This is a genomic window from Shewanella sp. MF05960 (assembly GCF_050849305.1).
Taxonomy (GTDB): domain Bacteria; phylum Pseudomonadota; class Gammaproteobacteria; order Enterobacterales; family Shewanellaceae; genus Shewanella.
Genome location: NZ_JBOZPS010000006.1, coordinates 83,427 through 109,778 on the forward strand (window position 1 = coordinate 83,427; position 26,352 = coordinate 109,778).

Annotated in this window: 25 protein-coding genes; all 25 read left to right on the top strand. The window is 44.6% G+C overall.

Features of this window, described 5'->3' with window-relative positions; translation table 11 throughout:
- The first annotated feature begins 347 nt into the window (after positions 1-347).
- The 25 genes from gmk (at position 348) to ACROAE_RS07875 (ending at position 26,342) form a co-directional block, all read left to right on the top strand.
- Entirely contained in the window at positions 348-971 is a 624-nt protein-coding gene (gene gmk, locus ACROAE_RS07755; RefSeq protein ID WP_432400447.1) for a guanylate kinase, read from the top strand.
- A 60-nt stretch (positions 972-1,031) separates the two neighbouring features.
- Entirely contained in the window at positions 1,032-1,310 is a 279-nt protein-coding gene (rpoZ, locus tag ACROAE_RS07760; protein ID WP_188957460.1) for a DNA-directed RNA polymerase subunit omega, read from the top strand.
- A gap of 13 nt (positions 1,311-1,323) precedes the next feature.
- Positions 1,324-3,432 (top strand): bifunctional GTP diphosphokinase/guanosine-3',5'-bis pyrophosphate 3'-pyrophosphohydrolase, encoded by a 2,109-nt coding sequence (spoT, locus tag ACROAE_RS07765; RefSeq protein WP_432400449.1) that lies wholly within the window; start codon positions 1,324-1,326, stop codon positions 3,430-3,432.
- A 28-nt stretch (positions 3,433-3,460) separates the two neighbouring features.
- The gene (locus tag ACROAE_RS07770) at positions 3,461-3,844 is read left to right on the top strand and encodes a RidA family protein (RefSeq protein ID WP_432400451.1); all 384 of its coding nucleotides are present in this window, start codon (positions 3,461-3,463) and stop codon (positions 3,842-3,844) included.
- A 411-nt stretch (positions 3,845-4,255) separates the two neighbouring features.
- Positions 4,256-5,911 (top strand): AMP-binding protein, encoded by a 1,656-nt coding sequence (locus tag ACROAE_RS07775; protein ID WP_432400453.1) that lies wholly within the window; start codon positions 4,256-4,258, stop codon positions 5,909-5,911.
- 142 nt (positions 5,912-6,053) lie between these two features.
- A complete protein-coding gene (locus ACROAE_RS07780) occupies positions 6,054-6,983 on the top strand; it encodes a calcium/sodium antiporter (RefSeq protein ID WP_432400455.1) in 930 nt (309 codons plus the stop codon).
- A 192-nt stretch (positions 6,984-7,175) separates the two neighbouring features.
- A complete protein-coding gene (locus ACROAE_RS07785; RefSeq protein WP_432400457.1) occupies positions 7,176-7,856 on the top strand; it encodes a hypothetical protein in 681 nt (226 codons plus the stop codon).
- Between the two features lie 57 nt (positions 7,857-7,913).
- Positions 7,914-9,005: a sensor histidine kinase gene (locus ACROAE_RS07790; RefSeq protein ID WP_432400459.1), complete on the top strand. Its 1,092-nt coding sequence runs from the start codon at positions 7,914-7,916 to the stop codon at positions 9,003-9,005.
- Entirely contained in the window at positions 9,002-9,601 is a 600-nt protein-coding gene (locus ACROAE_RS07795; protein WP_432400461.1) for a response regulator transcription factor, read from the top strand. The genes ACROAE_RS07790 and ACROAE_RS07795 overlap by 4 nt, the downstream gene beginning before the upstream one ends.
- Before the next feature lie 131 nt (positions 9,602-9,732).
- Positions 9,733-11,808 (top strand): ATP-dependent DNA helicase RecG, encoded by a 2,076-nt coding sequence (gene recG, locus ACROAE_RS07800; protein WP_432400463.1) that lies wholly within the window; start codon positions 9,733-9,735, stop codon positions 11,806-11,808.
- Positions 11,809-11,951: 143 nt separating this feature from the next.
- Positions 11,952-12,848, top strand: a complete 897-nt coding sequence (locus ACROAE_RS07805) for a DUF3014 domain-containing protein (protein ID WP_432400465.1) — start codon at positions 11,952-11,954, stop codon at positions 12,846-12,848.
- Between the two features lie 245 nt (positions 12,849-13,093).
- Positions 13,094-13,825 carry a beta-ketoacyl synthase chain length factor gene (locus tag ACROAE_RS07810; protein WP_432400467.1) on the top strand — a complete coding sequence of 244 codons (732 nt, stop codon included), beginning with the start codon at positions 13,094-13,096 and terminating at the stop codon, positions 13,823-13,825.
- Complete coding sequence (locus ACROAE_RS07815; protein WP_432400469.1) at positions 13,818-14,711, top strand: lysophospholipid acyltransferase family protein; 894 nt, start codon at positions 13,818-13,820, stop codon at positions 14,709-14,711. Before ACROAE_RS07810 ends, ACROAE_RS07815 begins: the two co-directional genes overlap by 8 nt.
- Positions 14,689-14,943 carry a phosphopantetheine-binding protein gene (locus ACROAE_RS07820; RefSeq protein ID WP_160051926.1) on the top strand — a complete coding sequence of 85 codons (255 nt, stop codon included), beginning with the start codon at positions 14,689-14,691 and terminating at the stop codon, positions 14,941-14,943. The genes ACROAE_RS07815 and ACROAE_RS07820 overlap by 23 nt, the downstream gene beginning before the upstream one ends.
- Before the next feature lie 8 nt (positions 14,944-14,951).
- The gene (locus tag ACROAE_RS07825; protein ID WP_188957476.1) at positions 14,952-15,200 is read left to right on the top strand and encodes an acyl carrier protein; all 249 of its coding nucleotides are present in this window, start codon (positions 14,952-14,954) and stop codon (positions 15,198-15,200) included.
- Positions 15,200-15,751, top strand: coding sequence for a hypothetical protein (locus ACROAE_RS07830; RefSeq protein WP_432400471.1), 552 nt, complete (start codon positions 15,200-15,202; stop codon positions 15,749-15,751). Before ACROAE_RS07825 ends, ACROAE_RS07830 begins: the two co-directional genes overlap by 1 nt.
- Positions 15,744-17,111, top strand: coding sequence for an AMP-binding protein (locus ACROAE_RS07835; protein ID WP_432400473.1), 1,368 nt, complete (start codon positions 15,744-15,746; stop codon positions 17,109-17,111). The genes ACROAE_RS07830 and ACROAE_RS07835 overlap by 8 nt, the downstream gene beginning before the upstream one ends.
- The gene (locus ACROAE_RS07840) at positions 17,104-17,490 is read left to right on the top strand and encodes a thioester dehydrase (RefSeq protein ID WP_432400475.1); all 387 of its coding nucleotides are present in this window, start codon (positions 17,104-17,106) and stop codon (positions 17,488-17,490) included. The genes ACROAE_RS07835 and ACROAE_RS07840 overlap by 8 nt, the downstream gene beginning before the upstream one ends.
- Entirely contained in the window at positions 17,487-19,277 is a 1,791-nt protein-coding gene (locus ACROAE_RS07845) for a glycosyltransferase family 2 protein (protein ID WP_432400477.1), read from the top strand. Before ACROAE_RS07840 ends, ACROAE_RS07845 begins: the two co-directional genes overlap by 4 nt.
- A gap of 4 nt (positions 19,278-19,281) precedes the next feature.
- Positions 19,282-20,841, top strand: a complete 1,560-nt coding sequence (locus tag ACROAE_RS07850) for an HAL/PAL/TAL family ammonia-lyase (RefSeq protein ID WP_432400479.1) — start codon at positions 19,282-19,284, stop codon at positions 20,839-20,841.
- Positions 20,842-21,273: an acyl-CoA thioesterase gene (locus ACROAE_RS07855; protein WP_432400481.1), complete on the top strand. Its 432-nt coding sequence runs from the start codon at positions 20,842-20,844 to the stop codon at positions 21,271-21,273.
- Between the two features lie 86 nt (positions 21,274-21,359).
- The gene (locus ACROAE_RS07860) at positions 21,360-22,091 is read left to right on the top strand and encodes an outer membrane lipoprotein carrier protein LolA (RefSeq protein ID WP_432400483.1); all 732 of its coding nucleotides are present in this window, start codon (positions 21,360-21,362) and stop codon (positions 22,089-22,091) included.
- Positions 22,091-24,490, top strand: coding sequence for an MMPL family transporter (locus tag ACROAE_RS07865; protein WP_432400485.1), 2,400 nt, complete (start codon positions 22,091-22,093; stop codon positions 24,488-24,490). Before ACROAE_RS07860 ends, ACROAE_RS07865 begins: the two co-directional genes overlap by 1 nt.
- Positions 24,491-25,753: an NAD(P)/FAD-dependent oxidoreductase gene (locus ACROAE_RS07870; protein ID WP_432400487.1), complete on the top strand. Its 1,263-nt coding sequence runs from the start codon at positions 24,491-24,493 to the stop codon at positions 25,751-25,753.
- Complete coding sequence (locus ACROAE_RS07875; protein ID WP_432400489.1) at positions 25,746-26,342, top strand: DUF3261 domain-containing protein; 597 nt, start codon at positions 25,746-25,748, stop codon at positions 26,340-26,342. The genes ACROAE_RS07870 and ACROAE_RS07875 overlap by 8 nt, the downstream gene beginning before the upstream one ends.
- Positions 26,343-26,352 lie beyond the last annotated feature (10 nt).

The window sequence follows — 26,352 nt, forward strand, 5'->3', positions numbered from 1 at the left end:
ACTGAGTTGGATTATACAAAACATCATAAATACAGTGAATTAACCTTATACAATGCCACAAAAACAACAGATACAATGCTGGAAAACGCGGCAAATAAGACACAACAACTAGTCATTTCACACAATAGCGCAAAGCCTACAGAATTTATCCTATAAAGCCAGACCCAACGCGTGTTTTAAGTAATTATTTTATTGAAATCATATCTTAGTACCCATGCCAATATTTCAATTATTGCATCACACTTACTAGACGTAATTCTAAAGGTTTATAGCGCTAGCATAACCTTACTATTAACGAGTATAATATTAAGCTTTCTTAATGAATATTCGGATGAGAAACCCAATTTATGAGCACTCGTGGAAATCTTTTTATTGTGTCAGCCCCTAGCGGCGCAGGTAAATCATCTCTTATCTCGGCACTGTTAAAAGATAAACCCAGCGATAAACAGGTTTCTGTGTCGCATACCACTCGCCAACCTCGCCCAGGCGAAGTAAACGGCCAACATTACCATTTTGTCGATGTTGAGCAATTTAAAGCATTAATCGCACAAGATGCTTTTATTGAGTGGGCTGAAGTTTTTGGTAATTATTACGGCACATCAAAAACCGTAATAGAACAAACGCTAGCAAAAGGTATCGACGTATTTTTAGATATCGACTGGCAAGGTGGCGAACAAGTTAAAACGCTCATGCCTGATGCTATTGGGGTGTTTATTTTACCGCCATCAAAAGCCGAGCTTGAACGCCGCTTAACGGGTCGAGGTCAAGACAGCCAAGACGTCATCGACTCACGTATGGCGCAGGCAGTATCAGAAATGTCGCACTTTTCACAATATGAATTCGTGATTGTGAATGATGACTTTGAGAGTGCGTTGGCGGATTTAACCGCGATTATTCGCAGCCAAAGGCTAACCTGTGCTAGTCAGCAGCATACCCACAATGATATGCTTGTTGATCTCTTGGCAGATTAATTGTCATAGTGTACAATTTTGCGTCATTTTTTCCCATAGATAACACTGGAGTTTCAACACATGGCTCGCGTAACTGTAGAAGACGCCGTAAACAAAATCGGCAACCGTTTTGATATGATCCTGGTTGCAGCGCGTCGCGCACGCCAAATCGCTGTGCAAGGTAAAGACCCTATGGTTGATGAGATGAATGATAAACCAACGGTTATCGCTTTACGTGAAATCGAATTAGGTTTAGTCACCTCAAACACTTTAGATGCTGATGAGCGCCAAACTGTTCGTGAACGTGAAGCAGCTGAAATTGCCGCTGTCGCAGCCATTGCAGAAGGCCGCGTTTTATAAGGAGTAGCGCCACTTGTATCTGTTTGAAGGTCTAAAAGAGTCAGCGTCCAGCTATTTAGAGCCGGAACAAGTAGAATTACTCAAGCAGGCCTATTTGGTTGCGCGTGATGCCCACGAAGGGCAAATGCGCACAAGTGGCGAGCCTTATATTACCCATCCAGTTGCGGTTAGCCGCATCTTGGCAGACATGCGTCTCGATCACGAGTCGCTTATGGCTGCCTTGCTCCACGACACCATTGAAGACACCCCCGTCACCAAAGAAGAGTTAACTGAGCTGTTTGGTATTACGGTTGCAGAATTAGTCGAAGGTGTATCTAAGCTAGACAAAATTAAGTTTCGCGACAAAAAAGAAGCCCAAGCGGAAAACTTCCGCAAAATGATGATGGCCATGACTCAAGATATTCGAGTTATCCTGATTAAATTGGCTGACCGCACTCATAATATGCGCACGCTAGGGGCTCTTCGTCCAGACAAGCGTCGTCGTATTGCTCGTGAAACCTTAGAAATTTACGCGCCGATAGCTAACCGATTAGGTATTCACAATATCAAAATCGAACTTGAAGATTTAGGTTTTCAAGCCTATTACCCTATGCGACATCGGGTCATACGCGATGTGGTAAAAGCAGCACGAGGCAATCGCAAAGAGCTGATCAACAGTATTGAATCGGCTATCGAATCTCGTCTTGAAGAAACCGGAATTCCCGCTAAAGTCAAAGGTCGCGAGAAAAACCTCTATTCTATTTACCGTAAGATGCGCAGTAAAGAGCTTCAGTTTCAAGAAGTTATGGATATCTACGCGTTTAGAGTTATTGTCGATTCTATTGATACCAGCTACCGTGTGCTCGGTGCAATGCATGGCCTTTACAAGCCTCGCCCTGGCCGCTTTAAAGATTATATCGCCATTCCGAAAGCCAATGGCTATCAATCGTTACATACCTCATTATTTGGCCCGCATGCTGTTCCAGTTGAAGTGCAAATCCGCACCGAAGAAATGGACCAAATGGCCGACAAAGGGGTTGCTGCGCATTGGATGTATAAAAATAATACCGATGCGACAAAACAAAACACCACTCAAGTTCGCGCTCACAAGTGGATGCAAAGCTTGCTCGAGTTACAGCAAAGTGCGAGTAGCTCATTTGAGTTTGTTGAAAATGTTAAAACCGAATTATTCCCAGAAGAAATCTACGTCTTTACCCCTGAAGGTCGCATCTTAGAGTTACCAGTGAATTCAACCCCAGTCGATTTTGCTTATGAAGTTCATACTGATGTTGGCAACACCTGTGTTGGCGCACGCGTTAATCGCCAGGCATACCCATTAAGCCAACCGCTTATTTCAGGGCAAACGGTTGAAATTATTACCGCTAAAGGTGCAAGACCCAACGCTGCATGGCTTAACTTTGTGGTAACAGGTAAAGCGCGTGGTAAAATTCGCCAAGTATTAAAAAGCCTCAAAGGTGATAACGCAATAGCACTCGGTAGACGTTTATTAAATCATGCTTTGGGTGATACCAAGCTAGAAACCATACCTGCAGAATTGCTCGAAAAAGTCATAAAAGAAACCAAACACACATCTCTAGACTCGCTGCTAGCCGATATTGGCTTAGGCAATGCCATGAGCATTGTGATTGCCCAACGTTTAGTTGGTGAGCAGTTTGATTCGCATGATAACAACAAAGAAAAACCTCAAATGCCAATCCGTGGTGCTGAAGGTATGTTGGTCACTTACGCCAATTGTTGTCGCCCTATCCCTGGTGATGCAGTGATTGCTCATGTGAGCCCAGGCAAAGGTCTGGTTGTTCATATGGAAAGCTGTGCCAATATTCGCGGCTATCAAGGCGAGCCTGATAAGTATATTTCAGTACATTGGGACAACGTAGAAGGCGCTGAATACCAAGCCAATCTACGGGTTGAAATTGTAAACCATCAAGGTGCGCTAGCTAAAATCACGTCTATCATAGCATCTGCTGGATCTAATATTCACAACCTCAGTACCGAAGAACGTGATGGTCGTGTGTATTTGATTAATTTACGTATTTCAGTTAAAGATCGTGTCCATCTTGCCAACGTCATGCGCAGAATACGTGTTTTACCTGAAGTACTACGAACGTCAAGAAACCGCTAACAACAGATAACCATAAAGAGAACACAACATGGCTGAAAAAATTATCATCGCAACCGACAAAGCACCACAAGCTATTGGCACTTATTCTCAAGCAGTTAAAGTCGGCAGTACCGTTTATCTTTCAGGTCAGATTCCGTTAGACCCAAAAACCATGACCATGGTAAGCGATGATTTTGCAGAACAAGTTGTACAAGTGTTCGAAAATTTAACCGCTGTATGTGATGCTGCCGGCGGAAAAATGAGTGATATCGTTAAGTTAAATATCTTCTTAACTGATTTATCTCACTTTGCGACTGTAAACGAAATAATGAGTCGTTATTTCCAACAACCTTACCCTGCGCGTGCTGCCATTGGCGTTAGAGAACTACCTAAAGGGTCATTGGTTGAAATGGATGGCATTATGGAAATTTAATCAGTATTTACTGCTATTTTTTAAGGCGCCTTGGGCGCCTTTTTTATTGCCTGTGACTTTTCACTGTAGAGTAATTGCTCAATACCTATTGTTTATTCAACAGACTCTGATAACGTAATTACAGCGTGACTCTGCACACATACTGTGCAAACTGTTTGCGCCAGCGCACAAAAATGGCCATACTAAACTGACTAATATCAAACGCATTAACTGTTTGGTCATGCTGGGGAATTACAATTAGCGTTAACCAAGACGAAGGCTAGAAGGCAGAGTGTGATATTAAATGCTAAAGCGCGATCCTCCAAAACAAAGTCGCTTTAGATTAACCAAGCTTGAGACGTTAGAACGATTCAGCTCATTAATATGACCAGTAAGAAAGCCAAAATAACAATAAAGAATATGGAAGTGCCTATGGAAAATTTAATTAAAACTCCTGTTGAGATGTTGTCTCATTGGGTAGAAACACAAGGTGATAGTGTTTACCTTCGTCAGCCAGTTGGCGGCAAATATGTAGATTTAACATGGCGCGAAGTTCAACAAAAAGTGCAGCAAATTGCGGGCTCTCTTCGTCACCTAGGATTAGAGCGTGGCGACAAGGTTGCCGTGCTGTCTAAAAACTGCGCCGAGTGGTTCATTGTCGATTTAGCACTAATGTACGGTGGCTATATTAGTGTACCTATTTACCCGACAGCTAATGCTGAAACCATTCGTTATGTTGTTGAGCATAGCGGAGTTAAGGCTGTATTTACCGGTAAACTCGATCACTGGGCAGAACAAGAAGCCGCTATCGGAGGCGAAATCCTACGCTTAGCAATGCCTTATGAAACAATGCCAGCCCAATACCATTGGGAACAGCTGTTAACACTTGGGCAGCCATTAGTTGATGAGCCTCTGCCAACAACTGACCAGGTGATGACCCTCATTTATACTTCGGGTTCAACGGGCAAACCTAAAGGCGCCATTCAAACATTTGCTAGCTACGCTTGGGCATGTGAAGCTGTAGTTCGCGACTTAAAAACCAATACCACAGATCGTCTGCTGTCTTACTTACCGCTTGCGCATATTACTGAGCGAGTCGCAATTGAAGGCTCATCGTATTATTCAGGCTCTACGGTTTCTTTTGTCGAAGGTCTTGATTCATTTGTTGATGATATTCAACGTTGCCGCCCGACAGTGTTTTTCTCAGTGCCGCGTTTATGGACCGTATTCCAACTCAATATTATTAATAAAATTGGTGAGAAAAAGCTTAAAACATTACTTAAGTTGCCCATTATTAGCAGCATTGTTAAGCGCAAAATCAAAAAAGGCTTAGGCTTAGATCAGTCTCGCTTGAATGGCTCGGGTTCAGCGCCAATTCCACCATCATTAATACAATGGTACCACTCCATCGGCCTGAATATTTGTGAAGCCTGGGGCATGACAGAAAACAGCGCTTACTCGATTATCAATTATCCATTTAATGCCAATAAAATTGGTACAGTAGGCCGCCCAGTTGAAGGTAGCCTAGTACGCAGAACCGAACAAGGTGAACTGTTAGTTAAAAGCCCGGGGTTGATGAGTGGCTATTACCTTCAAGAAGAAGCTACTGCTGCTGCCTTTACCGAAGATGGGTTTTTCCATACCGGCGACTTATGTGAGATTGACGAAGACGGTTATATCGAAATCACCGGCCGAGTTAAAGACAACTTTAAAACCTCGAAAGGCAAGTATGTTGCGCCAGTGCCAATTGAGCGTAAGTTAGCTCAAGACTCACACGTTGAATTGATTTGTGTTATTGGTTCCGGTTTACCGCACCCTATAGCGTTAGTCCAACTATCTGAAGGTTCTAAACTGCAACCTCGCGAAGAAGTCAGAACATCATTAAAAGCCACTCTCGACAGCGTGAATCCACATTTAGAGTCACATGAACATGTTGATGCTATTGTCGTTGTAAATGATGAATGGACCATCGAAAATGATGTGTTAACCCCAACACTTAAAATTAAACGTCACGTGCTTGAAAAAGCATTTAGCGCGAAAGTCGACGGTGTTCGCGGAGCAAAAATTCGCTGGGAAGATGAGTTGTAATTTGCAATGATTTTTTGCATTTATAGACTAAAAAAATACACGCTAATAGCGTGTATTTTTTTGACATATTCTGTCAATATACGCGCAATTAAATAGGCAGTGCTAATGTAGCGCCGCTTACCCTTACAAGGCAGACATAATCATGTTAATTGCGTTATCCATTATTGGCGGTTTTATTATTTTAACCTTTGGCGCTGAGGCATTAGTGCGTGGTGCTAGTGCTGTTGCACTGCGTTTAGGTATTGCCCCGCTTATCATTGGTTTAACCATTGTTGCCTTTGGTACTAGCGCTCCTGAACTCGCTGTTAGCGTAAAATCAGCTCTTGCCGGTAATCCAGGTATTGCACTGGGTAACGTCGTGGGCTCTAACATCGTCAACATTGGCCTTATTCTAGCGATAACTGCGCTGATACGCCCTATTACCGTGCAATCACAAATGGTTAAACGTGACATTCCTATCATGATTGCCGCATCTGTTTTAGTGTGGTTTTTATTACTCGATGGCGATGTTAGCTTTATAGACGGTGCCATTTTATTTAGCTTACTCCTTGGTTATTTAGGCTTTAGCTATATCAGTTCCAAAAATAATCCAGAAGATTTAGACGTAGATACTAGCCCACAAAAACCATTCATTTCAGTATTACTGATAGCTGTAGGCATAGCCATGCTTGTGGGTGGAGGGATTCTATTTGTCGACGGCGCAGTCGATTTAGCCAAACAATTTGGTATTAGTGAAGTCATCATTGGCTTAACGATTGTGGCGATAGGCACCAGTATGCCTGAGCTAGTCACCTCAGTGATGGCTGCGTTAAAAGGTCAAAGCGACATTGCTATTGGTAACGTTGTGGGCTCGAATATTTTTAACGTGCTCGGTATTTTAGGTGCGACCGCATTAATTCATCCGGTGTCTGCTGCTGGCTTTAATGAAATAGACTTTATCGCGATGCTCATTTTCGCCTTTATGGTCCTGCCTTTTGCCTGGAGTGGCTTACGCATTGGCCGCCGCGAAGGCGGCGTATTACTCGCGGGATACCTAGGCTATACCAGCTATTTAGTCATGCAAGTGGTGTAATCAACTCACTTATTTGACGTCTATTGAATAAATCAAATAAGGTCAACAGTAATGTTGGCCTTTTTTATTTGCACAACAATATGACATTTGTCACCCTGTTTTGATGACCTTTGTGCCTGATATTCACATCTGCGTTTCTCCATACTAGACCTATCCCAGCCTCATCTTGGTTGGGTTAACCAGGAGATAACCATGAAAACCTTACTACTTATTACAAGCCTTACCTTAGCCAGTCACAATGCATTTGCTGATATCAATGAAATCGATAACGCTGCCAATACAATGGATGTCACTCAGCTCACTCAATTAAGCGAAAACAGCCATGATTATGAACATGCCTATGCAAATTATCGTTTAGCTGTGACAGCCAACATTATCGGCCAGCGCCCCCTTACGGCCAAGTCGTTAACCCAAGCACAAGACACCTTAGAAGCCCTGTTAACACAACAAGCCTCAGCAGACTCTCAAGCATTACTCGCCGCGGTGTATGGAATGCAAATAGCCCTTGATAATAGCAAGGGCGCCGAATACGGCATGAAAACAGCGCTATTATTGCAACAAGCAACCAAGCTTGCCCCCAATAATCCACGGGTAAGTTTGGTAAAAGCAATCAATGCATTTTATACCCCCAGCGTATTTGGCGGCGGGATTAATAAAGCGCAAACCTTAGCCACCAAGGCGATTACACAATATGAGCAACCCTGTGAAACAATTTGTTGGGGTCACTCAGAAGCCTACACATGGAGAGGATTAGCCAAGCAAGAGCAAGGTGATCTGGCTGGTGCGATGCAAGACTGGCAACTAGCATTAGATATTGACCCGCAATATGGCTGGGCTAAATTTTTACTCAGCCAGCAAGCCGTTAAGCAATAATGCCAACACTTGAGTTAATGCGCAGTTACTCTATGATTAACTGCGCTAGGAGGCATCATGACATCGGATTTATCAACAAATAATCACAAAAGTTACGAGCAAAAAACCGCTTGGATATACCTGATTAACCTTGGGTTTTATTTTATTCCATTGTATTTTATGGCTGGTCAATGGCTAAAGATTTCAGTTGCGGTCGTATTACTCGTGCCATTTATTGCGGCCTATTTTTGGGCTTACAACGGCACTAAACAGCAAGCTATTAAACCCATCGCACTCATGATTATCATCTCTATTGGATCGTCATTCGTCAGCAGTGGTGCCATATCATTATTCAGTTTTAGCTGTTTTTTTATTGCCTTTTTTTATTCACTTCGTACGGCAATATTGAGTTTTATCGCGCTTAGCCTTCTACTTTTAACCCTCAATATCAGCATAGGCTACTCAGGTTACTTTTTTACCTTATATGGCATGGGAATTTGTCTGGGTGTGGGTATATTTGGAGTGATTGAGCAAAATCGCCAACGCATAAAACGCCAACAGCAACAGTCTAAAGATGAAATATCTCACCTCGCAACCGCTCTAGAGCGCGAACGTATAGCACGTGATTTACACGATGTCATGGGGCACCATTTAGCCGCTATCGCCTTAAAAGCAGAACTGGCCGATAAACTCATTACCGCAGGTAAAACTGATATGGCGCAGCAGCAAATCAATCAAGTGAGCCAGATAACACGCGATTGTTTAAGTCAAATTCGCCAGACCGTAACAAATTACAAACACCAAGGCTTAAGCCAGACCATTAATACGCTGGCACAAACACTAAGAGACAAATCTGTCGCGGTCACTATTGAAGGGCAATGGCCAACATTAAATAACCTCACCGAATCGCAACTGTGTCTAATGCTAACCGAATTGGTAAACAACACCATTAAGCACAGCAAAGCTGACCATTGCATGATTTCAATCCAAACACAGCCAACAAGCCTGTTAGTGAACTATATTGAAAACGCGGCGATTAATGCCTTTACTGAAGGCAACGGACTGAAAGGAATAAAAGAGCGCGCCGCCATTTTACACGCCGATGTACAGTATCAATTGAGCCCGCAATTTATCGTCACCATTACTTTGCCAATAACAGAGACAACATGAATATTTTACTCGCAGAAGATCAAGCCATGGTCCGTGGCGCACTGGCCGCCTTACTGACTCTCGCTGCAGATAATATCAATATCACCGAGGTGGAAGACGGCGACAAAGCCATGGCAATGCTTAAAAATCAACACTATGATTTATTGTTAACAGACATAGAAATGCCCGGTAAATCAGGTTTAGAATTAAGCCAATGGTTACAGCAGCAAAGCAGTAAAACCAAGGTGATTATCTTAACCACCTTTGGCCGAGCGGGTTACATCAAGCGGGCCTTAGAGTATGGCGTCAGTGGTTTTCTACTTAAAGATGCGCCGTCGGATGAGCTTATCAGCACCATTAAACAAGTGATGGCAGGCAAACGTATCATCGATCCTGAATTAGCGTTTAGCGCCATCGGTGAAATAGACCCGCTTAATGACAAAGAGCGTCGAGCGTTACGCCTCGCCAGCGAAGGGCTGTCTACTGCCGATATTGCTACCCAACTTTTTATTGCTGAAGGCACTGTGCGTAACTACTTATCTGAAGCCATTAATAAGCTTAGCGCCAGCAATCGCATTGATGCTGCGAGAATAGCGAAACAAAAGGGTTGGTTGTAAAGCATATTGCCTTGTTAGCAAACTCTGCTAAGATACCTTAAACACATGTATATAATTACAGTGATTATGGTTTTACAGCCTGAAATCACAATTGTTTTTATATCTTAATCATCAATGTAGGTGCGCAAAATTTGCTACGACTGGATCTTGTTCCAATCACTGACCTTAAAGGCGTTGCTAAAAAGGTCGCTGAGAAACTCGCCAAGTTAAGTATTAAGACAGTACAAGATGTACTGTTTCATTTGCCGCTGCGTTACGAAGACCGCACTCAAATTCACCCCATTGCAGCATTACCGCCTGGCACTTACGGTACCATCGAAGCTGAAATTCAATCGACTCAAATCATGCAAGGCAAGCGGCGCATGTTAGTGTGCAATGTCCGCGATCATAGCGGTATGATGAGCCTGCGCTTTTTTAATTTTTCGATGGCACAACGAAATGCAATGGAACATGGTGCGATTATTCGAGCTTACGGCGAGATCCGTCGCGGCAATCACCACAAAGAAATTGTCCATCCAGAATATCAAATAATCCATGCTGGAGAGACCATCACACTCAGCGATACACTGACACCGATTTACCCCACTACCGAAGGGGTTAAACAAGCCAGTTGGATAAAACTGACCGAACAAGCATTAATCATGTTAGATAACGGCGGTTTACCTGAGTTACTCCCAGCAAATTTGCAGCCCAATAATATTAGCCTGCGCGATGCACTCCATATATTGCACCGTCCATCGAGTTCAGTATCGCCATATGAATTAGAACAAGGCCAGCACCCGGCTCAACAGCGGTTGATTCAAGAAGAACTGCTCGCGCATAACCTGAGCATGTTGCAACTACGCCAACGCAGCAATCAAGACGCTGCCATTGCCATGCCAGCCACAGGACAACTGTTACAACCCTTTTTAACTCAACTTCCTTTTTCACCTACTGGCGCGCAGCAAAGAGTGGTTGCTGAAATCAACCAAGATCTCCAACACCCAAGGCCAATGATGCGCCTAGTTCAAGGCGATGTTGGCTCGGGAAAAACCTTAGTAGCAGCCTTAGCGGCACTGCAAGCAATAGAAAATGGTTATCAAGTGGCAATGATGGCACCCACTGAATTATTGGCCGAGCAACACGCAGCTAACTTTGCCACATGGTTTGAACCTTTAGGCCTCAAAGTAGGCTGGTTAGCCGGCAAACTTAAAGGCAAAGCCAGAGCTCAATCACTTGAAGATATCGCCTCTGGCGCAGCACAAATGGTTATCGGCACTCATGCGATATTCCAGCAAGCCGTTGTCTTTAATAAATTGGCCTTAATCATCATTGATGAGCAGCATCGTTTTGGCGTGCACCAACGTCTAGGTTTGCGTGAAAAAGGCATGAATCAAGGTTTTCATCCGCATCAATTAATCATGACAGCTACGCCAATACCGCGGACTCTTGCCATGACAGCTTATGCCGATCTCGATACGTCGATTATTGATGAACTCCCGCCAGGGCGAACACCTGTCACCACGGTGGCCATTGCCGATACGCGTCGGGAGCAAATCATTGAACGCGTTAGGCATGCCGCCGTAAACGATAACCGCCAAATTTATTGGGTATGCACCTTAATTGAAGAATCTGAAGTATTAGAATGCCAAGCGGCAGAAGACACTGCAGCAGAACTGAGTATCGCATTGCCCGAGTTAAAGGTGGGTTTGGTCCATGGCCGACTGAAAAGCGCTGAAAAACAAGCAATCATGGCGCAGTTTAAGTCAGGCGAGTTGAACTTATTGGTGGCCACCACCGTCATAGAAGTCGGCGTTGACGTGCCCAATGCCAGCTTAATGATTATTGAAAATCCAGAACGTTTAGGCCTTGCTCAATTACACCAGCTTAGAGGGCGAGTAGGACGTGGCTCAGTAGCCAGCCATTGTGTATTACTTTACAAAGCACCTTTGTCGCAAACCGCCACTAAGCGTTTAGGCGTGCTAAGAGACAGTAATGATGGTTTTGTTATTGCACAAAAAGACTTAGAGATCAGAGGCCCAGGTGAAGTCCTTGGCACGAAACAAACAGGATTGGCCGATCTTAAAATTGCCGATTTAATTCGTGACCAACACCTCATTGCCCCGACCCAAAAGTTAGCGGTTCATATAAATCAGCAAGCGCCGCAAAACATCGATGCCATCATTCAGCGATGGTTAGGCGATCGCCAACAGTACGTCCAAGCGTAAAGCTTGATCTAAAAATGAATTATTGTCGATTATCACCAGTTACCACTAGACAACGCTGTTGAATATTGCAAAATGGTATGACGCAGTATTTTTCGACTCCATCTAGATATTTATATCGATAGCAAACACGCCAAGGAATTGAAATGCAAGTTAATGAAGAAGATAGAATTACCCCTCAAACTGATGAAAAATCAGGTACCAATATAGCCTTTATTGCTATTGCGGTTATCGCGTTGCTTGCTGCCAGTAGCTATTTTTATTTTACCAGTGACAACAGTGAAGAGTTTGATCCTGTTGTAATGACACCGGTTGAGCTACCAGAAGCATTACCCGAAACGCCGATTGAACAAACTCCCATTGAAGAACCGCAACAAGCAGCCGCCACGACAGAGGATGACGTTGTGCCTTCAGGCGAGCCTGAAACGACTGGGACAACACCTGTAGCCGTTGAGCCATTACCGGCGCTAATAGAGTCAGATGACTTTATCGAAAGTAAAACCTTAGCCATTGCTAACGGAATGAAAATTGCGCCAATGATTTTGAAAAAAGACATTGCTCGCCAATTTGTAGTGTTTGTTGATAACCTAGCTCAAGGTGAGTTGGTGCGTAAAGCCAGTCCATTAAAGGGCCCAGAAACAGAGTTTTCTGTTAGCGAAATCACCAATAAAATATTTTTAAATCCAGACAGTTACCATCGTTATGATTTATATGCAGACTTTGTTGCAGGTTTGAACGAAAAAGATTTAGTCACCACTTATACTGAACTTAAACCTTTGTTTACCGAAGCATTTACCGAATTAGGTTACAGTGACGTTGATTTTGATAAGCGTATGCGAGCAGTGTTTACGATGGTTGCTGATGCTCCAATTATTGAAGACCCAATTGAATTATCTTCTGTTACAGTGAACTATCACTATGCCGATCCTAACCTAGAAGCGCTGCCGAATGCGCAAAAGCTATTAATTCGTATGGGGCCAGAAAATACTCGTAAAATTAAAGCTGCGGTCAAAAAGCTTCAGGCTAGCTTTCCAGCACAATAATATTTATTCGGGATAAAGTAAAAAATCCTTTGTAATAGCGCGGCTAAATTAGCTGCGCTATTTTTTTGAACAATTTTTTAACCAATACGCTTAACAAATAGTCTAAACATCGTTTTTTCTGTTGTGTGACTTCTTAAACAACCCTTGTTGGGTGTACAATTAGCGCCGTTAACACATGCTCAGCTATTAGCTGATGATGGTTAATACTTAGATAAGGATAGCTAGGCGGATATCGAGGCAAAGTAGTGCACTTAACATTTAAACTTCTCTCATGGGGCGCATGGTCACCAGACTTTCAAACCATTGAAAGTTGGCAGCATTGGCAATTGCCAAACACCACGGTTTCCGCAAACCAAGCCTCCCCTGCCTTACCGCATATTCCAGCCATGCAGCGTCGTCGATTTAGCCGTTTAACTAAAATGATGCTATCAGCCGCACATGATTGTCAGGTCGCCGCGCAAACTCGCAGTGTGTTTTCTTCTCGTCACGGCGAGCTCACACGAACGCTAGGCCTACTTAAAGACATTACTCAACAACAAGCATTATCACCTATGGCCTTTAGTCAATCGGTGCATAATACTGCCAGCGGTATCTTTGGCATTGTCAACCATAACACCGCTGCTTCAACTTCTATCGCTGCAGGCGAACAAACCCTGCCGCAAGCCTTAATTGAAACCTATGCTCAACTGGCCCAAGACCCAACCCCTGTTTTGATGATCTTTGGCGATGACCCTGTTCCGCCGGTTTACAGCGAATTTATTCATGAAGTTGAATTGCCTATCGCGTTTGGTCTGTACCTCGCGCTCGCTGATATTGAAGCCAAAAAGGGTGTCACGTTAACGCTCTCTGATCGCCCGCTTAACGCGCAAAAACCTCATAACATCAGCCTAAGTGAGCTTATACACCACATCGCAATCGCAAAAAATATCCAAGGATATTTATGCCATTGGTATTGGTCGCTAGAGCATCATGGTTAACTCACCGCATTCGGCACAACCCGCCAATCATCTTAATACCACTCAACCTGTAGCAACCAAGCTAACGGGGCTGAGGTATATCCCAAGATGGATAGCAGGGGTACTGTGTTATGCCGCATTTGGTTTAGGTGGTTTACTCAGCTCATTAACCATATTGCCAATATTGCGCTATTGGCCAGGAACGCCACAAGCGCGTACCGCAAGGGTACAACGTACTGTGAGTTTAATGTTTAGAGGTTTTGTTGCCATGTTAAGTGGTGCTGGCGTCATTAATGTCAGCACTAAAAATTTGCATTTGTTACAACACGTTCAAGGCCATATCGTTATTGCTAATCACCCGACACTGGTTGATGTAGTGGTATTAATTAGCTTAATGCCCAACGCTGGCTGTATTGTTAAACAAGGTTTATGGCGTAATCCATTTATAAGAGGTGTACTCTCCAGTGTCGGTTATATTCCTAATCGCAGTGCTAAATTATTACTGCAAGATTGTAAGCAAGTATTAACTAACACGACAAATTTAGTGATTTTTCCTGAAGGTACCCGCACACTGGTCGGCAGTGTTATCAACCCGTTTGCGCGCGGGGCGGCAAATATTGCCATCCGTACCCAAAGTGATATTTTACCTGTAGTTTTACGCACTGATGTTCCAGGGCTCACAAAACAACAAGCCTGGTACCAAATACCACGACAAACCATCAATATGTCAGTTGAAATCGGTAGCCGCGTACTGCACCATGACTATAAGATTACCCAAGGTAACGAAGCAAAAATGGCTCGGCAACTTACCCGAGACTTGCAACAGTTTTATTTAAACAGCCTATCAAACCCTATTGATAGCCATACTGATAAGAAACAAAATAATGAACTTACACAACCAAATTAAACAGCTGATTATTGACAGCTTAGACCTAGAAGATGTCACCATTGATGATATCGATACTGATGCAGCGCTATTTGGTGAAGGCCTAGGTTTAGATTCTATTGACGCGCTAGAACTGGGTCTAGCGATAAAAAAAGAATTCGACGTCAAAATTGAAGCCAATTCGGACGCAACTAAAGCACACTTTTTCAGCGTTGCTAGCTTAGCTAGCTTCATTGAATCACAACGTGTTTAGGAGCCAGCATGCAAAACCGAGATCAAATTTTTGCCATGCTCAGCACCATTTTAGTGGACGAGTTTGAAATAGACCCAGCTGACATCAGCTTAGAAGCATCATTGTATGAAGAGTTGGATTTAGACAGTATCGATGCCGTAGATTTGGTGATTAAACTACAACAACTCACGGGTAAGAAAATTCAACCCGAAGCGTTTAAAACCGTTCGTACCGTTAATGACGTAGTCAACGCTATTGAAGGGTTAATGCAAAGCTAATGCGGCTGATCCTGCAAGTTATTACCACGCTAGTGATTGTTGCTTACCCGTTAGCTGTGTATTTTGGATTACAGTATTTACCACCTGGGTATATCGCACTATTGCTGTGTGTACTGCTGTTAACGCGTATGCTCGTCACTAAGCAACAAGTGCGTGCAATGGTATTACCATTAATCGTGGGGATTGGCTTAACTGGGGCAAGTTTTATTGCTCAGCGTAATGACTGGTTATTGTATTACCCAGTAGTCATCAATATGAGTTTATTGGGGTTATTTAGTTATTCGCTCATGCATGGCCCCAGTATGATTGAGCGCTTAGCACGTATAACAGAGCCTGATTTACCAGACTCAGCAATTGAATATTTACGCACTATTACCAAGTTATGGTGCGGGCTATTTGTTGTCAATGGCGCCATAGCAGCCTACACAGCAATAGCTAGCAGCATTGAAATGTGGACGCTTTATAACGGACTGATAGCTTATTTGCTGATAGGCATGCTACTCAGTGGTGAATGGATTTATCGCAGGTTTTGGCTGAAAAAACATGACTAAACTTTTGCTTAACTGGTTAACCGATGGCCCTGCTGCTCAGCAGCTGATTAGCTTTGACCATCATGACATTATGACGGGAGCGCTGTTTTGTGCCCACGTCACTCACTTGCACAAACAGCTCAGTCAAAGCGATGCAAAGCGATGGTTACTGGCTGCGCAAAAGAGTGATTTATTTGCTGCGGGCTTATGCGCGGCTTTGCTCGCAGGTAAGCAGGTCATATTGCCTTCCAATACCCAGCGCGGCACGTTAAGCGAACTCAATCACGAGTTTGATGCCATTATTGCTGACAAACCATTATGCGAAGTGCGCGAGTTTATCGTCCTCAAAAAAGAGCTCAGCTTGCCTGCGGCACAATGGCCACAAGCCAAAAGCCTAGGTGAGTTAATTTTATTTACCTCAGGCAGTAGCGGTCAGCCCAAAGCCATTACAAAAACCCTTAATCAACTGGATGCCGAAGTCAGTATTTTAGAACATACCTTTGCCCAGCATTTGCCACATTGTTCTGTGGTATCAACGGTATCGCACCAGCACATTTATGGCTTATTGTTTAAAATTTTATGGCCGTTAGCTGCCAGTCGCGCATTTTTAAGCGAACAAATCGACTTTCCTGAAACTCTAAGTTATTACCTCGCCATCATGCCAAACCTGTGTCTCATTAGCAGTCCGGCGCAGTTAACTCGCTTGCCAGATGCCTTAGATAATCAGCCACAACAACGGATTCCGAGTTTAATTTTCAGTTCAGGTGGCCCGTTAAATTTTGAGGCAGCGCAAGCGGTAAAACAATGCTTTAAACAATTACCCATTGAAGTATTTGGCAGCACCGAAACTGGCGGTATCGCCTATCGTCGCCAGCATCAAGCATTGCAAACATGGCAACCGTTTGAGCAAGTTAACGTTGATGCAGATCCGCAAGACGGCGCGTTAATGTTGCAGTCTGTTTATTTAGAAAGCCCAGATACTTGGGTAAAGTGTGATGACAAAATCGAGTTGGTTGAAAATGGCCAATTTCGTTTACTGCACCGTTTAGATCGTATTGTCAAAATAGAAGAAAAGCGCTTATCACTCGCGCAGTTAGAGCATCTATTACAAACACACCCGTTTGTCAGCGACGCGGCCGTCACCGTATTAGAGCAACCACGTACCATGCTCGGCGCGGCCGTATGCTTAAATGAACTGGGCAGACAAACGCTCAAAGATGAAGGTAAGTTAGCGATTAACACCGCATTAAAGAATCACTTACTCAGCCAATTTGAGCGCATCACTTTACCTAAGCGTTGGCGCTACCCTAAAACCTTGCCGCTTAACAGCCAGGGTAAACGCACTTCAGCCGATATAGCAGCTTTATTTATTCATGATTAAATCCGAATTACCGCAAATTATTCATCAACATGCCGAAGGTGAACAATGCCATTGGCGCTTGTTCATTAGTGGCGACTTGGCTTTTTTTGATGGCCACTTCCCTGAGCAGGCAGTGCTGCCAGGTGTAACGCAATTAGATTGGGCTGTAAAACTAGGCTGTAACGCCTTTGGCTATAGTGCCAATATCGCCACACTCGAAGTGCTTAAATTTCAGCAACTTATTTTGCCTAATACCTACGTTGATTTAGTCATTGAACATCAAGCACACAAGTCGAAACTGATTTTCAGTTACCGTGATGGCGACAAACGTTTTGCTTCTGGTCGAATTGCCTTTAACACCGCCATTAATACCGACATGAATACTGAGAGTGACTCATGACACTGGCGTTAGTGATCCCCAATTACAACCACCATATCGCGATAGAAAAAACCTTAACCGATTTGGATCAATACCAGTTGTCTTGTTATTTGGTCGACGACGGCAGTGACGATCAAACCCGTTACGTGCTCCAAGCATTAGCGGATAAGTTTAGCTGGGTGACTTTAATTCAACATCCTTACAATCGAGGTAAAGGCGAGGCGGTAATGAGCGGCTTACGCCAAGCGCACCGCGATGGCTTTAGCCATGCATTGCAAGTTGATGCCGACGGCCAACATAATTTAGCCGACATCCCCTTGATGATATCCACCAGCGACCAACATCCTCGCGCGTTAATTTCAGGCCAACCGCAATATGATGAGTCGGTACCCAAAGGTCGCTTATATGGCCGTTACATTACCCATTTTTGGGTGTGGGTAGAAACTCTCAGCTTTGATATTCAAGATTCTATGTGTGGTTTTAGAGTATATCCGCTTGCGGCTACCGAGCAGCTGTTTAGCCAACAGGCGCTGGGTGAGCGCATGGACTTTGACATTGAAGTCATGGTTAAACTGTACTGGCAAGGTACGCCCGTGGTGCATGTGCCAACAAAAGTCATTTACCCAGAAGATGGCATTAGCCACTTCCAAGGCGTAAGAGACAATGTGCGTATTAGTTGGATGCACACCAAGCTGTTTTTCGGCATGTTAGCCCGCTTGCCAGGCATTATCGCTAAACCACATTTAGCAAAAAAGGACTCAACAACACAAGGTTCAAACCAGCCTAATCAAGAAAATCAGTCAACTCAAGCTACAACTAAGCATTGGTCTGCCATGACCGAGCGCGGCAGCTTTTGGGGTATTAAATTTTTAGCCCAATGCTATCGCCTTGGTGGACATTGGTTGTGCCGCGCTATTATGTATCCGGTGATTTGTTACTTTTTCCTTACCGGTAAAACGGCTCGTGATGCATCATTAGATTTTTTACACCGAGTACAACAGCAACAGCCCAATCATCCACAGCTTAACAGCCCAATAAATTGGCGCGACAGCCTTAAACATTTTTTTGCTTTTGGAAATGCCGCTCTCGACCGAATAGATGCCTGGTGTGACAGAATTAACTTAGCGCAAGTCGACTTTAACGACCGTCACATTCTGGCTGAACAAGTGGCAACTGGGCGCGGTGCGGTATTGATTGTGTCGCATTTAGGCAATATGGAACTGTGCCGCGCTATCTCCATCCACCAGCAAAAAGTCAAAGTAAATGTGATGGTACTGACCCAACATGCTGAGAACTTTAATAAAGTCATGCAGCAACTTAATCCGCAAAGTAGCCTGAATTTAATCCATGTAAATGAGCTCGACCCCAGCACTGCGATGTTGTTACAACAAAAAATTGATCAGGGCGAAATAGTGGTAATTGCAGCCGACCGCACCTCATCAAGTAGCCAGGGTCGCGTGACTTATTTACCTTTTTTAGGCCAGGACGCAGCTTTCCCGCAAGGGCCATTTATTTTGGCCAGTTTATTAGATTGTCCGGTTTATACGTTATTTTGTATTCGCCAACATGGCCGTTATCAAGTCCATGTTGAGCACTTAAGTGACACGCTCAAAGGCCCTCGCTCAGGCAGAACTGCACGCTTAACGGCTGCCATGAGCCAATATAGCCAGCGTTTAGCCCATTTTGCGCAACTCGCGCCGATGCAGTGGTTTAACTTTTTCGATTTTTGGCGCAAAGACGAGCTGGTCATCCGTAATAACCAGCATTCACACTCAAGCGCAACCCCATTCCCCAGTCAGGACAGATAATCTCATGAGCCACACATCTTCAGCAGACGCTACCGATAACACTGTACATTTTGGTCAACACTATCTCAGCCTTGAACAAATTGTTGCTGTCGCCAAAGGCGCCCAAGTTAAGCTCACTGACACCGCTGACTACGTTGAATATATTCAAAAAGGCGCTCGTTTCATTGATAGTTTGTTACATGAAGAGGGCGTAGTTTATGGCGTCACCACCGGCTATGGTGACTCTTGCACCGTCAATGTAAGCTTAGATTTAGTCCACGAATTACCACTGCATTTAACCCGTTTTCATGGCTGTGGCTTAGGCGATAGTTTTAGCCCAATGCAATCACGCGCCATTATGGCATGCCGCCTAAACTCATTGGCTGTGGGTAAATCTGGGGTGAGTTATCTATTATTGCAACGTATTGAGTGGCTATTAAACAACGACATTACCCCCATCATTCCCCAGGAAGGCTCGGTTGGTGCCAGTGGTGATTTAACGCCATTGTCTTACCTTGCTGCAGTATTAGTGGGCGAGCGCGAGGTCATGTACCAAGGTAAACGCCAAGCCACTAAAGATGTGTATTTACAACTTGGCATGATGCCATTGAGGTTGCGCCCTAAAGAAGGCCTCGCATTAATGAACGGCACTGCCGTCATGACAGCACTGGCGTGTTTAGCCTATGACAGATCGCAATATTTGAGCCGTTTATCAAGTCGTATAACTGCGATGGCGTCGTTAACCCTTAAAGGTAATGCTAACCATTTTGACGAGATTTTATTTGCCGCCAAACCTCACCCAGGGCAAAACCAAATTGCCAGTTGGATCCGTGAAGACTTAAACCATCGCACTCATCCGCGTAATTCCGACCGTCTACAAGACCGTTACTCAATCCGCTGTGCACCGCATATTATCGGGGTGTTACAAGATGCTCTGCCGTTTATGCGCCAGTTTATTGAAACCGAACTCAACAGTGCCAACGACAACCCGATTGTGGATGCTGAAGGCGAACACATACTCCATGGCGGCCACTTTTATGGCGGGCATATAGCCTTTGCTATGGATGCGATGAAAAACGCCGTGGCCAATATTGCCGACTTGATTGATCGCCAAATGGCATTAGTGATGGACCCGAAATTTAATAATGGTTTACCGGCTAATTTATCGGCTGCAACAGGTGAGCGCCGCGCCATTAATCACGGCTTTAAAGCGGTACAAATCGGCGTGTCGGCCTGGACTGCTGAAGCGTTAAAAAACACCATGCCTGCCAGTGTGTTTTCGCGCTCTACAGAGTGCCATAATCAAGATAAAGTCAGCATGGGCACCATTGCCGCGCGAGATTGCATGCGCGTACTGCAACTAACAGAACAAGTGGCAGCAGCGGCCTTATTAGCCATGAGCCAGGGGATCCAACTGCGGGTGATACAGCAAGAGTTAGATCCGCAGTCATTAACCCCATCGCTCGCTAAAACCCTTGAGCAAGTGAGCAACGATTGCGAGCTGCTCACTGAAGACCGTCCTTTAGAATCAGTACTGCGCCAAACGGTTGAAAAAATTCAACTCGGTCAATGGGAGGTATGTTAAATGAAAGGTTTACTACTCACCGAAATGGAAATGGTGATCCCGTTTCACGATGTCGACTCAATGGGCATTACTTGGCACGGTAATTACCTGCGCTATTTTGAAGTTGTACGCTGTCAATTACTCGATAAACTCGGTTATAACTATCGCACTATGCTTGAATCAGGCTATGCCTGGCCGATTGTCGACGTACAGGTTAAATATGTTAAAAGCAGCACCTTTGATCAAAAAGTCAAAGTGATTGCCGCCATTGTTGAGTGGGAAAACCGTTTGCGAATTAACTACCAAATTGTCGATGCCCAAACCAATGCGCGCATTACCAAAGGTTATACCATCCAGGCCGCGGTAGAAATTGCCACTCAGGAGTTATGCTTTGTAACGCCAGAGGTGTTTCAACAAAAAATTCGTCCGTTATTAGATGAGAGCCAAGCCTGATGCCAGTAATTAAGGCGCTATTGCTAACAAGTCTCCTACTTTGCTGGAGCACTCTAGTTGCCAATGTAAGCGCAAACCCGGCACCCATGGCTGCTGATAACAATGCTGAAAGTTCGCAGTCACAGAGTTCATCTACACAAGCCCATACTGACGATAAGGCTCAAGAGGATGAGGCTCAACTGACAAAGGCTCAATTAGCGCAAATTAACAGTTTGTACCAACAACCGGCTAGCTCTTCAGCCCTTAAGGCGTTAGCGCAGCAACTGAATTTACAAGCCGATACTCGCGGACAATTCCTGCAACAACGCCATTTAGCGGTGCTCAAAAAACCATTGCAAAGCCAGGGTCGGTTTATTTTCAGCCCTACACAAGGCTTAGTTTGGCAACAACTTAAACCCTTTAACAGTTTAATGGTGCTTAAAGATCAGCAGTTAATTCAGCAAAATAGTCAGGGAAAAGTGCAACAACTCAGCGCAGCAGCCAGCGGCAATCCTATCGCGCAGCAACTGCCACGTTTATTGCAGGCCATCATGGCAGGCGACATTGAAGCGCTACACGCTGACTTTGCGTTATTTATGGTCGAAGAAAAAACGGGCGCGCTGTGGCAACTCGGCTTACAAGCTAACGACCCACAAGTGCATGCTGCTATGGGTAACATTACCCTCAGTGGTGACACTCACATTCGCTCACTCATCATGACCAGCCAGCAAACGGATATCAGCGACTACACCTATATACAATTTACCAATACTGAACATGGCCCGCTTAGCGACAGCGAACTTGCACTATTTAGCCTAAACAGTGAGTTAGCTCAGTAATGCCTCGCAACCCATTTAATCTATTTATCTCAGCCAAAAGCAGCTTTGCGGTATGGTTGTTATTGCTGCTTGCCATGTTAATTAGCGGCGCTTGGCAATGGCAGCAAGGCGCGCGGATCCAAACTGATATTTTGGCCATGCTGCCACATTTACAACAAGACAAACTCACCGAAACAGCATTAGATACCGTCGAAAAGAGGCTGGCGAATCAAGTATATATTGCACTGATAGCAGAGAACGACAACCAGGCAATTAGTGCGGCTCAGCAGGTCATGACCTCATTACAAAGCCCGTCATCACAACCGTTTATCGCCATTCGAAGCGGCGCAGATAATCAGTTAGAAGAGTTAGCCAAAGTGTATTTTGAGCATCGCTTTCGTTTACTCACTCTCGAGCAAACACATGCGCTAGAAACAGATAACTGGCATGAGTTATTGGCCGCAGCGCAAAGCCAGCTTTATAGCGCCTTTGGTTTTGCTAACAGCCAACTGTTAGCGAGCGACCCGCTGTTATTGTTTCCAGCAAACTTGTTGGCGCTTTCACCGAATAGCAAACTTCGTAGCCAACAGGGTATTTTACTCACCGATACGGATAGCGGAGTCGCCGCAATTGTTATGGCCAAAGGTCGTGACAGCGCGTTTAGTCCTACTGCTCAGCAACAACAAATGCTTGCACTACAATCTGCATTTAGTCAGATAACTCAACAGTATCCGCAAATCCGCGTTCTCAAGGCTGGGGCATTGTTTCATGCTATCGCTGCAACCGAATCAGCCAAACAAGAGATCAGCAGAATCGGCTTAATCTCAATGCTGGGCATTGTATTATTGGTGTTATTGGCATTTCGCTCAGTGATGCCATTAGTAGCCGCGGTACTCACCTTAACCACTGGCGTCGTGTTTGCTTTTGTCGCCACCCTAAGTCTATTTGGTGAATTGCATTTACTGACATTGGTGTTTGGCACCAGCTTAATTGGCGTGGCCATTGATTACAGCTTTCATTTTTATTGCGAAAAACAAGCACACCCTAATGACACCGCCAGTGACACCATCAAGCGTATTTTTCCCGTTCTGACGCTCGCATTAGCCACCAGCGCAAGTGCATTTATCGCCATTGGTTTTACGCCTTTCCCAGGGATGCAACAAGTCGCGGTATTTTGCGCAGCGGGCTTAATTGGCGCGTATCTCACCTTGCTTTTAATATTTCCGCTTTTGGGTAATCAGTCACTAAAACAGACTCGAGGGCTTGGGTTTGCTCACGCTTATTTAAGCTGGCTACACCGCGTATTTATCCCAACAAAACCGGTACAAAAAGTCGTATTAATGCTGCTGCCTGTTGGTGTGTTAATGATGCTGTTTTTCGGGTTATCGCAACTCACCGCCAACGATGACATTCGGCAATTGCAGCAGAGCCCAGAGGCGATAACCACTGAAGAAAACCAGCTGAGACAATTGCTCAGCGGCGGCACAGATAACCAATTTATTTTAGTCAGTAGCGCTAATGAACAAGACTTACTGCAAACACTTGAGCAACTAACCCCAGTATTAGAGACGGCCATCTCGAACAATGAAATAGATCAAGCGGTTAGCATCAGCCGCTTTATGCCGAGCATGGTACGTCAGCAGCATCACTACCAACTACAGCAACAGCTTTACCAACAACACTTAGCTGAAATCATTGAGCAAATGGGCCTAGATGACAGCATAAAGGCCAGTTTAATGGCCGAGCTTAATCAGGCTAACTCAGCATGGCTTACACCTCAAACTGTGCTTAAGCACGCCAATGATGACTTAAAAGCCTTGTGGTTGGGTGATGTTACAAGCGCTAACACCACTAAACAGTATGGTGCAATTGTATTACTTGGCGGTATCCATTCACTGCCTGCGTTAACTCAGCGGCTCGCGAATCAAGATTGGCCTTTAGGGCAAGTAAAAGTGATTGATAAAGTAGGTGATATATCTAAGTTGATGGGTCAATATCGCCAACTGACTTTGCAGTTGTTAATGTGGATTTTTGCGCTCGCCAGCATTGCCTTTAGTGTTAAATATGGCATTAAACTGGCGCTCGCCATTGTTGCGGTACCAGCACTTGCCGTGTTACTTACCCTGGCTTGTTTGGGGTTAGTTGGCTCAAGCATTAGTTTGTTTCATGCCCTAGCCTTCATTTTAGTGCTGGGTATTGGTATTGATTACAGCTTATTTTTTGCCGAAGCTAAACACACTCGTGATGGAGTGATGATGGCAATATTTATGTCGGCCTGTTCAACCTTATTAGCTTTTGGTTTACTGGCACTGAGCCAAACCCATGCGATTCACTTTTTCGGCCTAACGCTTTTATTTGGTATCAGTTTTGCTTTTTTATTAGCGCCGTTTATCTCATTTTTTACAAGGAAGTCACTGTAAATGTTAAGCAGTCAAACAAGCACACTCAGCAACATGGACGTCGACGTCGCCATTATTGGTGCCGGCCCCTCTGGCGCGATAGCTGCCAGCTTATTACGCCAACAAGGTCATAAGGTTGTGGTGGTTGAGAAACAACAGTTCCCGCGCTTTTCTATCGGTGAGAGTTTACTGCCTTGCTGTATGCAATTTATTGAACAAGCCGGTATGCTAGATGCGGTTAATCAGGCCGGATTTCAGTTTAAAAATGGCGCCGCATTTCGTCATCAAGGCCGTTACACCACATTCGACTTTACCGATAAGTTCACTCCAGGCCCGGGCACCACATTTCAAGTTCAGCGCGGCCAATTTGATAAATTACTGGCCGACACCGCCATCAGCCAGGGCGTCGACATTCGCTTTGGTCATCAGGTTGATTCGGTAGATATTAGCGCTGAGCCCACACTGCAAATTACTAATGAGCAAGGTCAACACTATCAAATCAATGCCAAGTTCATTGTCGATGCCAGCGGCTTTGGTCGAGTATTGCCCCGGTTATTAAACCTTGAAAGACCATCAAACTTACCGTCACGCAGTGCTATTTTTACCCATATTGAAGATAACATTAGCGATAGCGAATTTGACCGTAATAAAATCCTCATCAGTGTTCATCCCGAACATAAAGACATTTGGTATTGGCTCATTCCCTTTAGCAATAACCGCTGTTCTATTGGTGTTGTCGGCGAGCCACATTTATTAGCGCATTTAAGTGGCAGCCTGGAGCAACAGTTGCTGGCGATTATTGCTGAAGAACCCGATTTAAAGCGCTTACTTGTTAATGCTAAAGTAGTGCAACCCTGTGCAACGCTCCAGGGTTACTCGGCCAATGTGACCACACTTGCCACTCACAAGTTTGCTTTATTGGGTAATGCGGGTGAGTTTCTTGACCCAGTATTTTCATCTGGGGTCACTATTGCAATGCAGTCGGCCGCCATGGCGTGCGCAACTCTTGATAAGCAGCTCAAAGGCGAAACTGTCGATTGGCAAGCGGATTACGCTGAGCCGTTAATGCTTGGGGTTAATACCTTTAGAACTTATGTTCAAGCCTGGTATGACGGCCGTTTTCAAGATGTGATTTTTTATCAACAGGCGAACAACAATATTAAGCAAATGATTTGCTCTATTTTGGCAGGCTACGCATGGGACACTAAAAATCCTTTTGTTAAAGAATCAGAGCGTCGCCTTAATACTATCGTTGAGTTATGTCGGGAGTTAGACGTTGCTTAAGCGTAGTCGTGCTATCAAGGTGATTGGCGCAGTGTTTTTGCTGTGCGCATTGGCAAGCTGTAGCCAACAATTTACCCGACAAACCTGTATGGCGATAACCAGTCAGGCTCAATATTGCCTAGCGCCTACCGTGACGACCCTTAATGACCAAAGCGAGATCAGTCTAAGCCAAATGATCAGCATGAACCGCGGCCAGGATAATCATGAATTACTGACTCAATTAGAGCTCACCTCACAGCGTATGACCTTAGTGGGGCTCGCGCCATTAGGCCAGGCATTGTTTACCCTGGTGTACGATGGCCAAACCTTACAAAGTGAGCAAAGCAGCTTGTTAGGCGATGCCTTTAATGCCGAATACTTAATGGCCATCATGCAGCTTGTCTACTGGTCTACGGAGCAAGTTAATCAACAACTCACAGATGCTCAGTTGCTGGATACACCTTGCGCAAGTGCATTATGCAAACAGTTAATCGATGCCGATGGCGAGCAAATCAGCATTAGCTATAGTGATCTCAACCCGTGGCAAGCAAATATTAGCGTCACCATCAAATCAGCCGACATTTTGTTGCACATCACGCCACTCGAGTAACCAATGACAA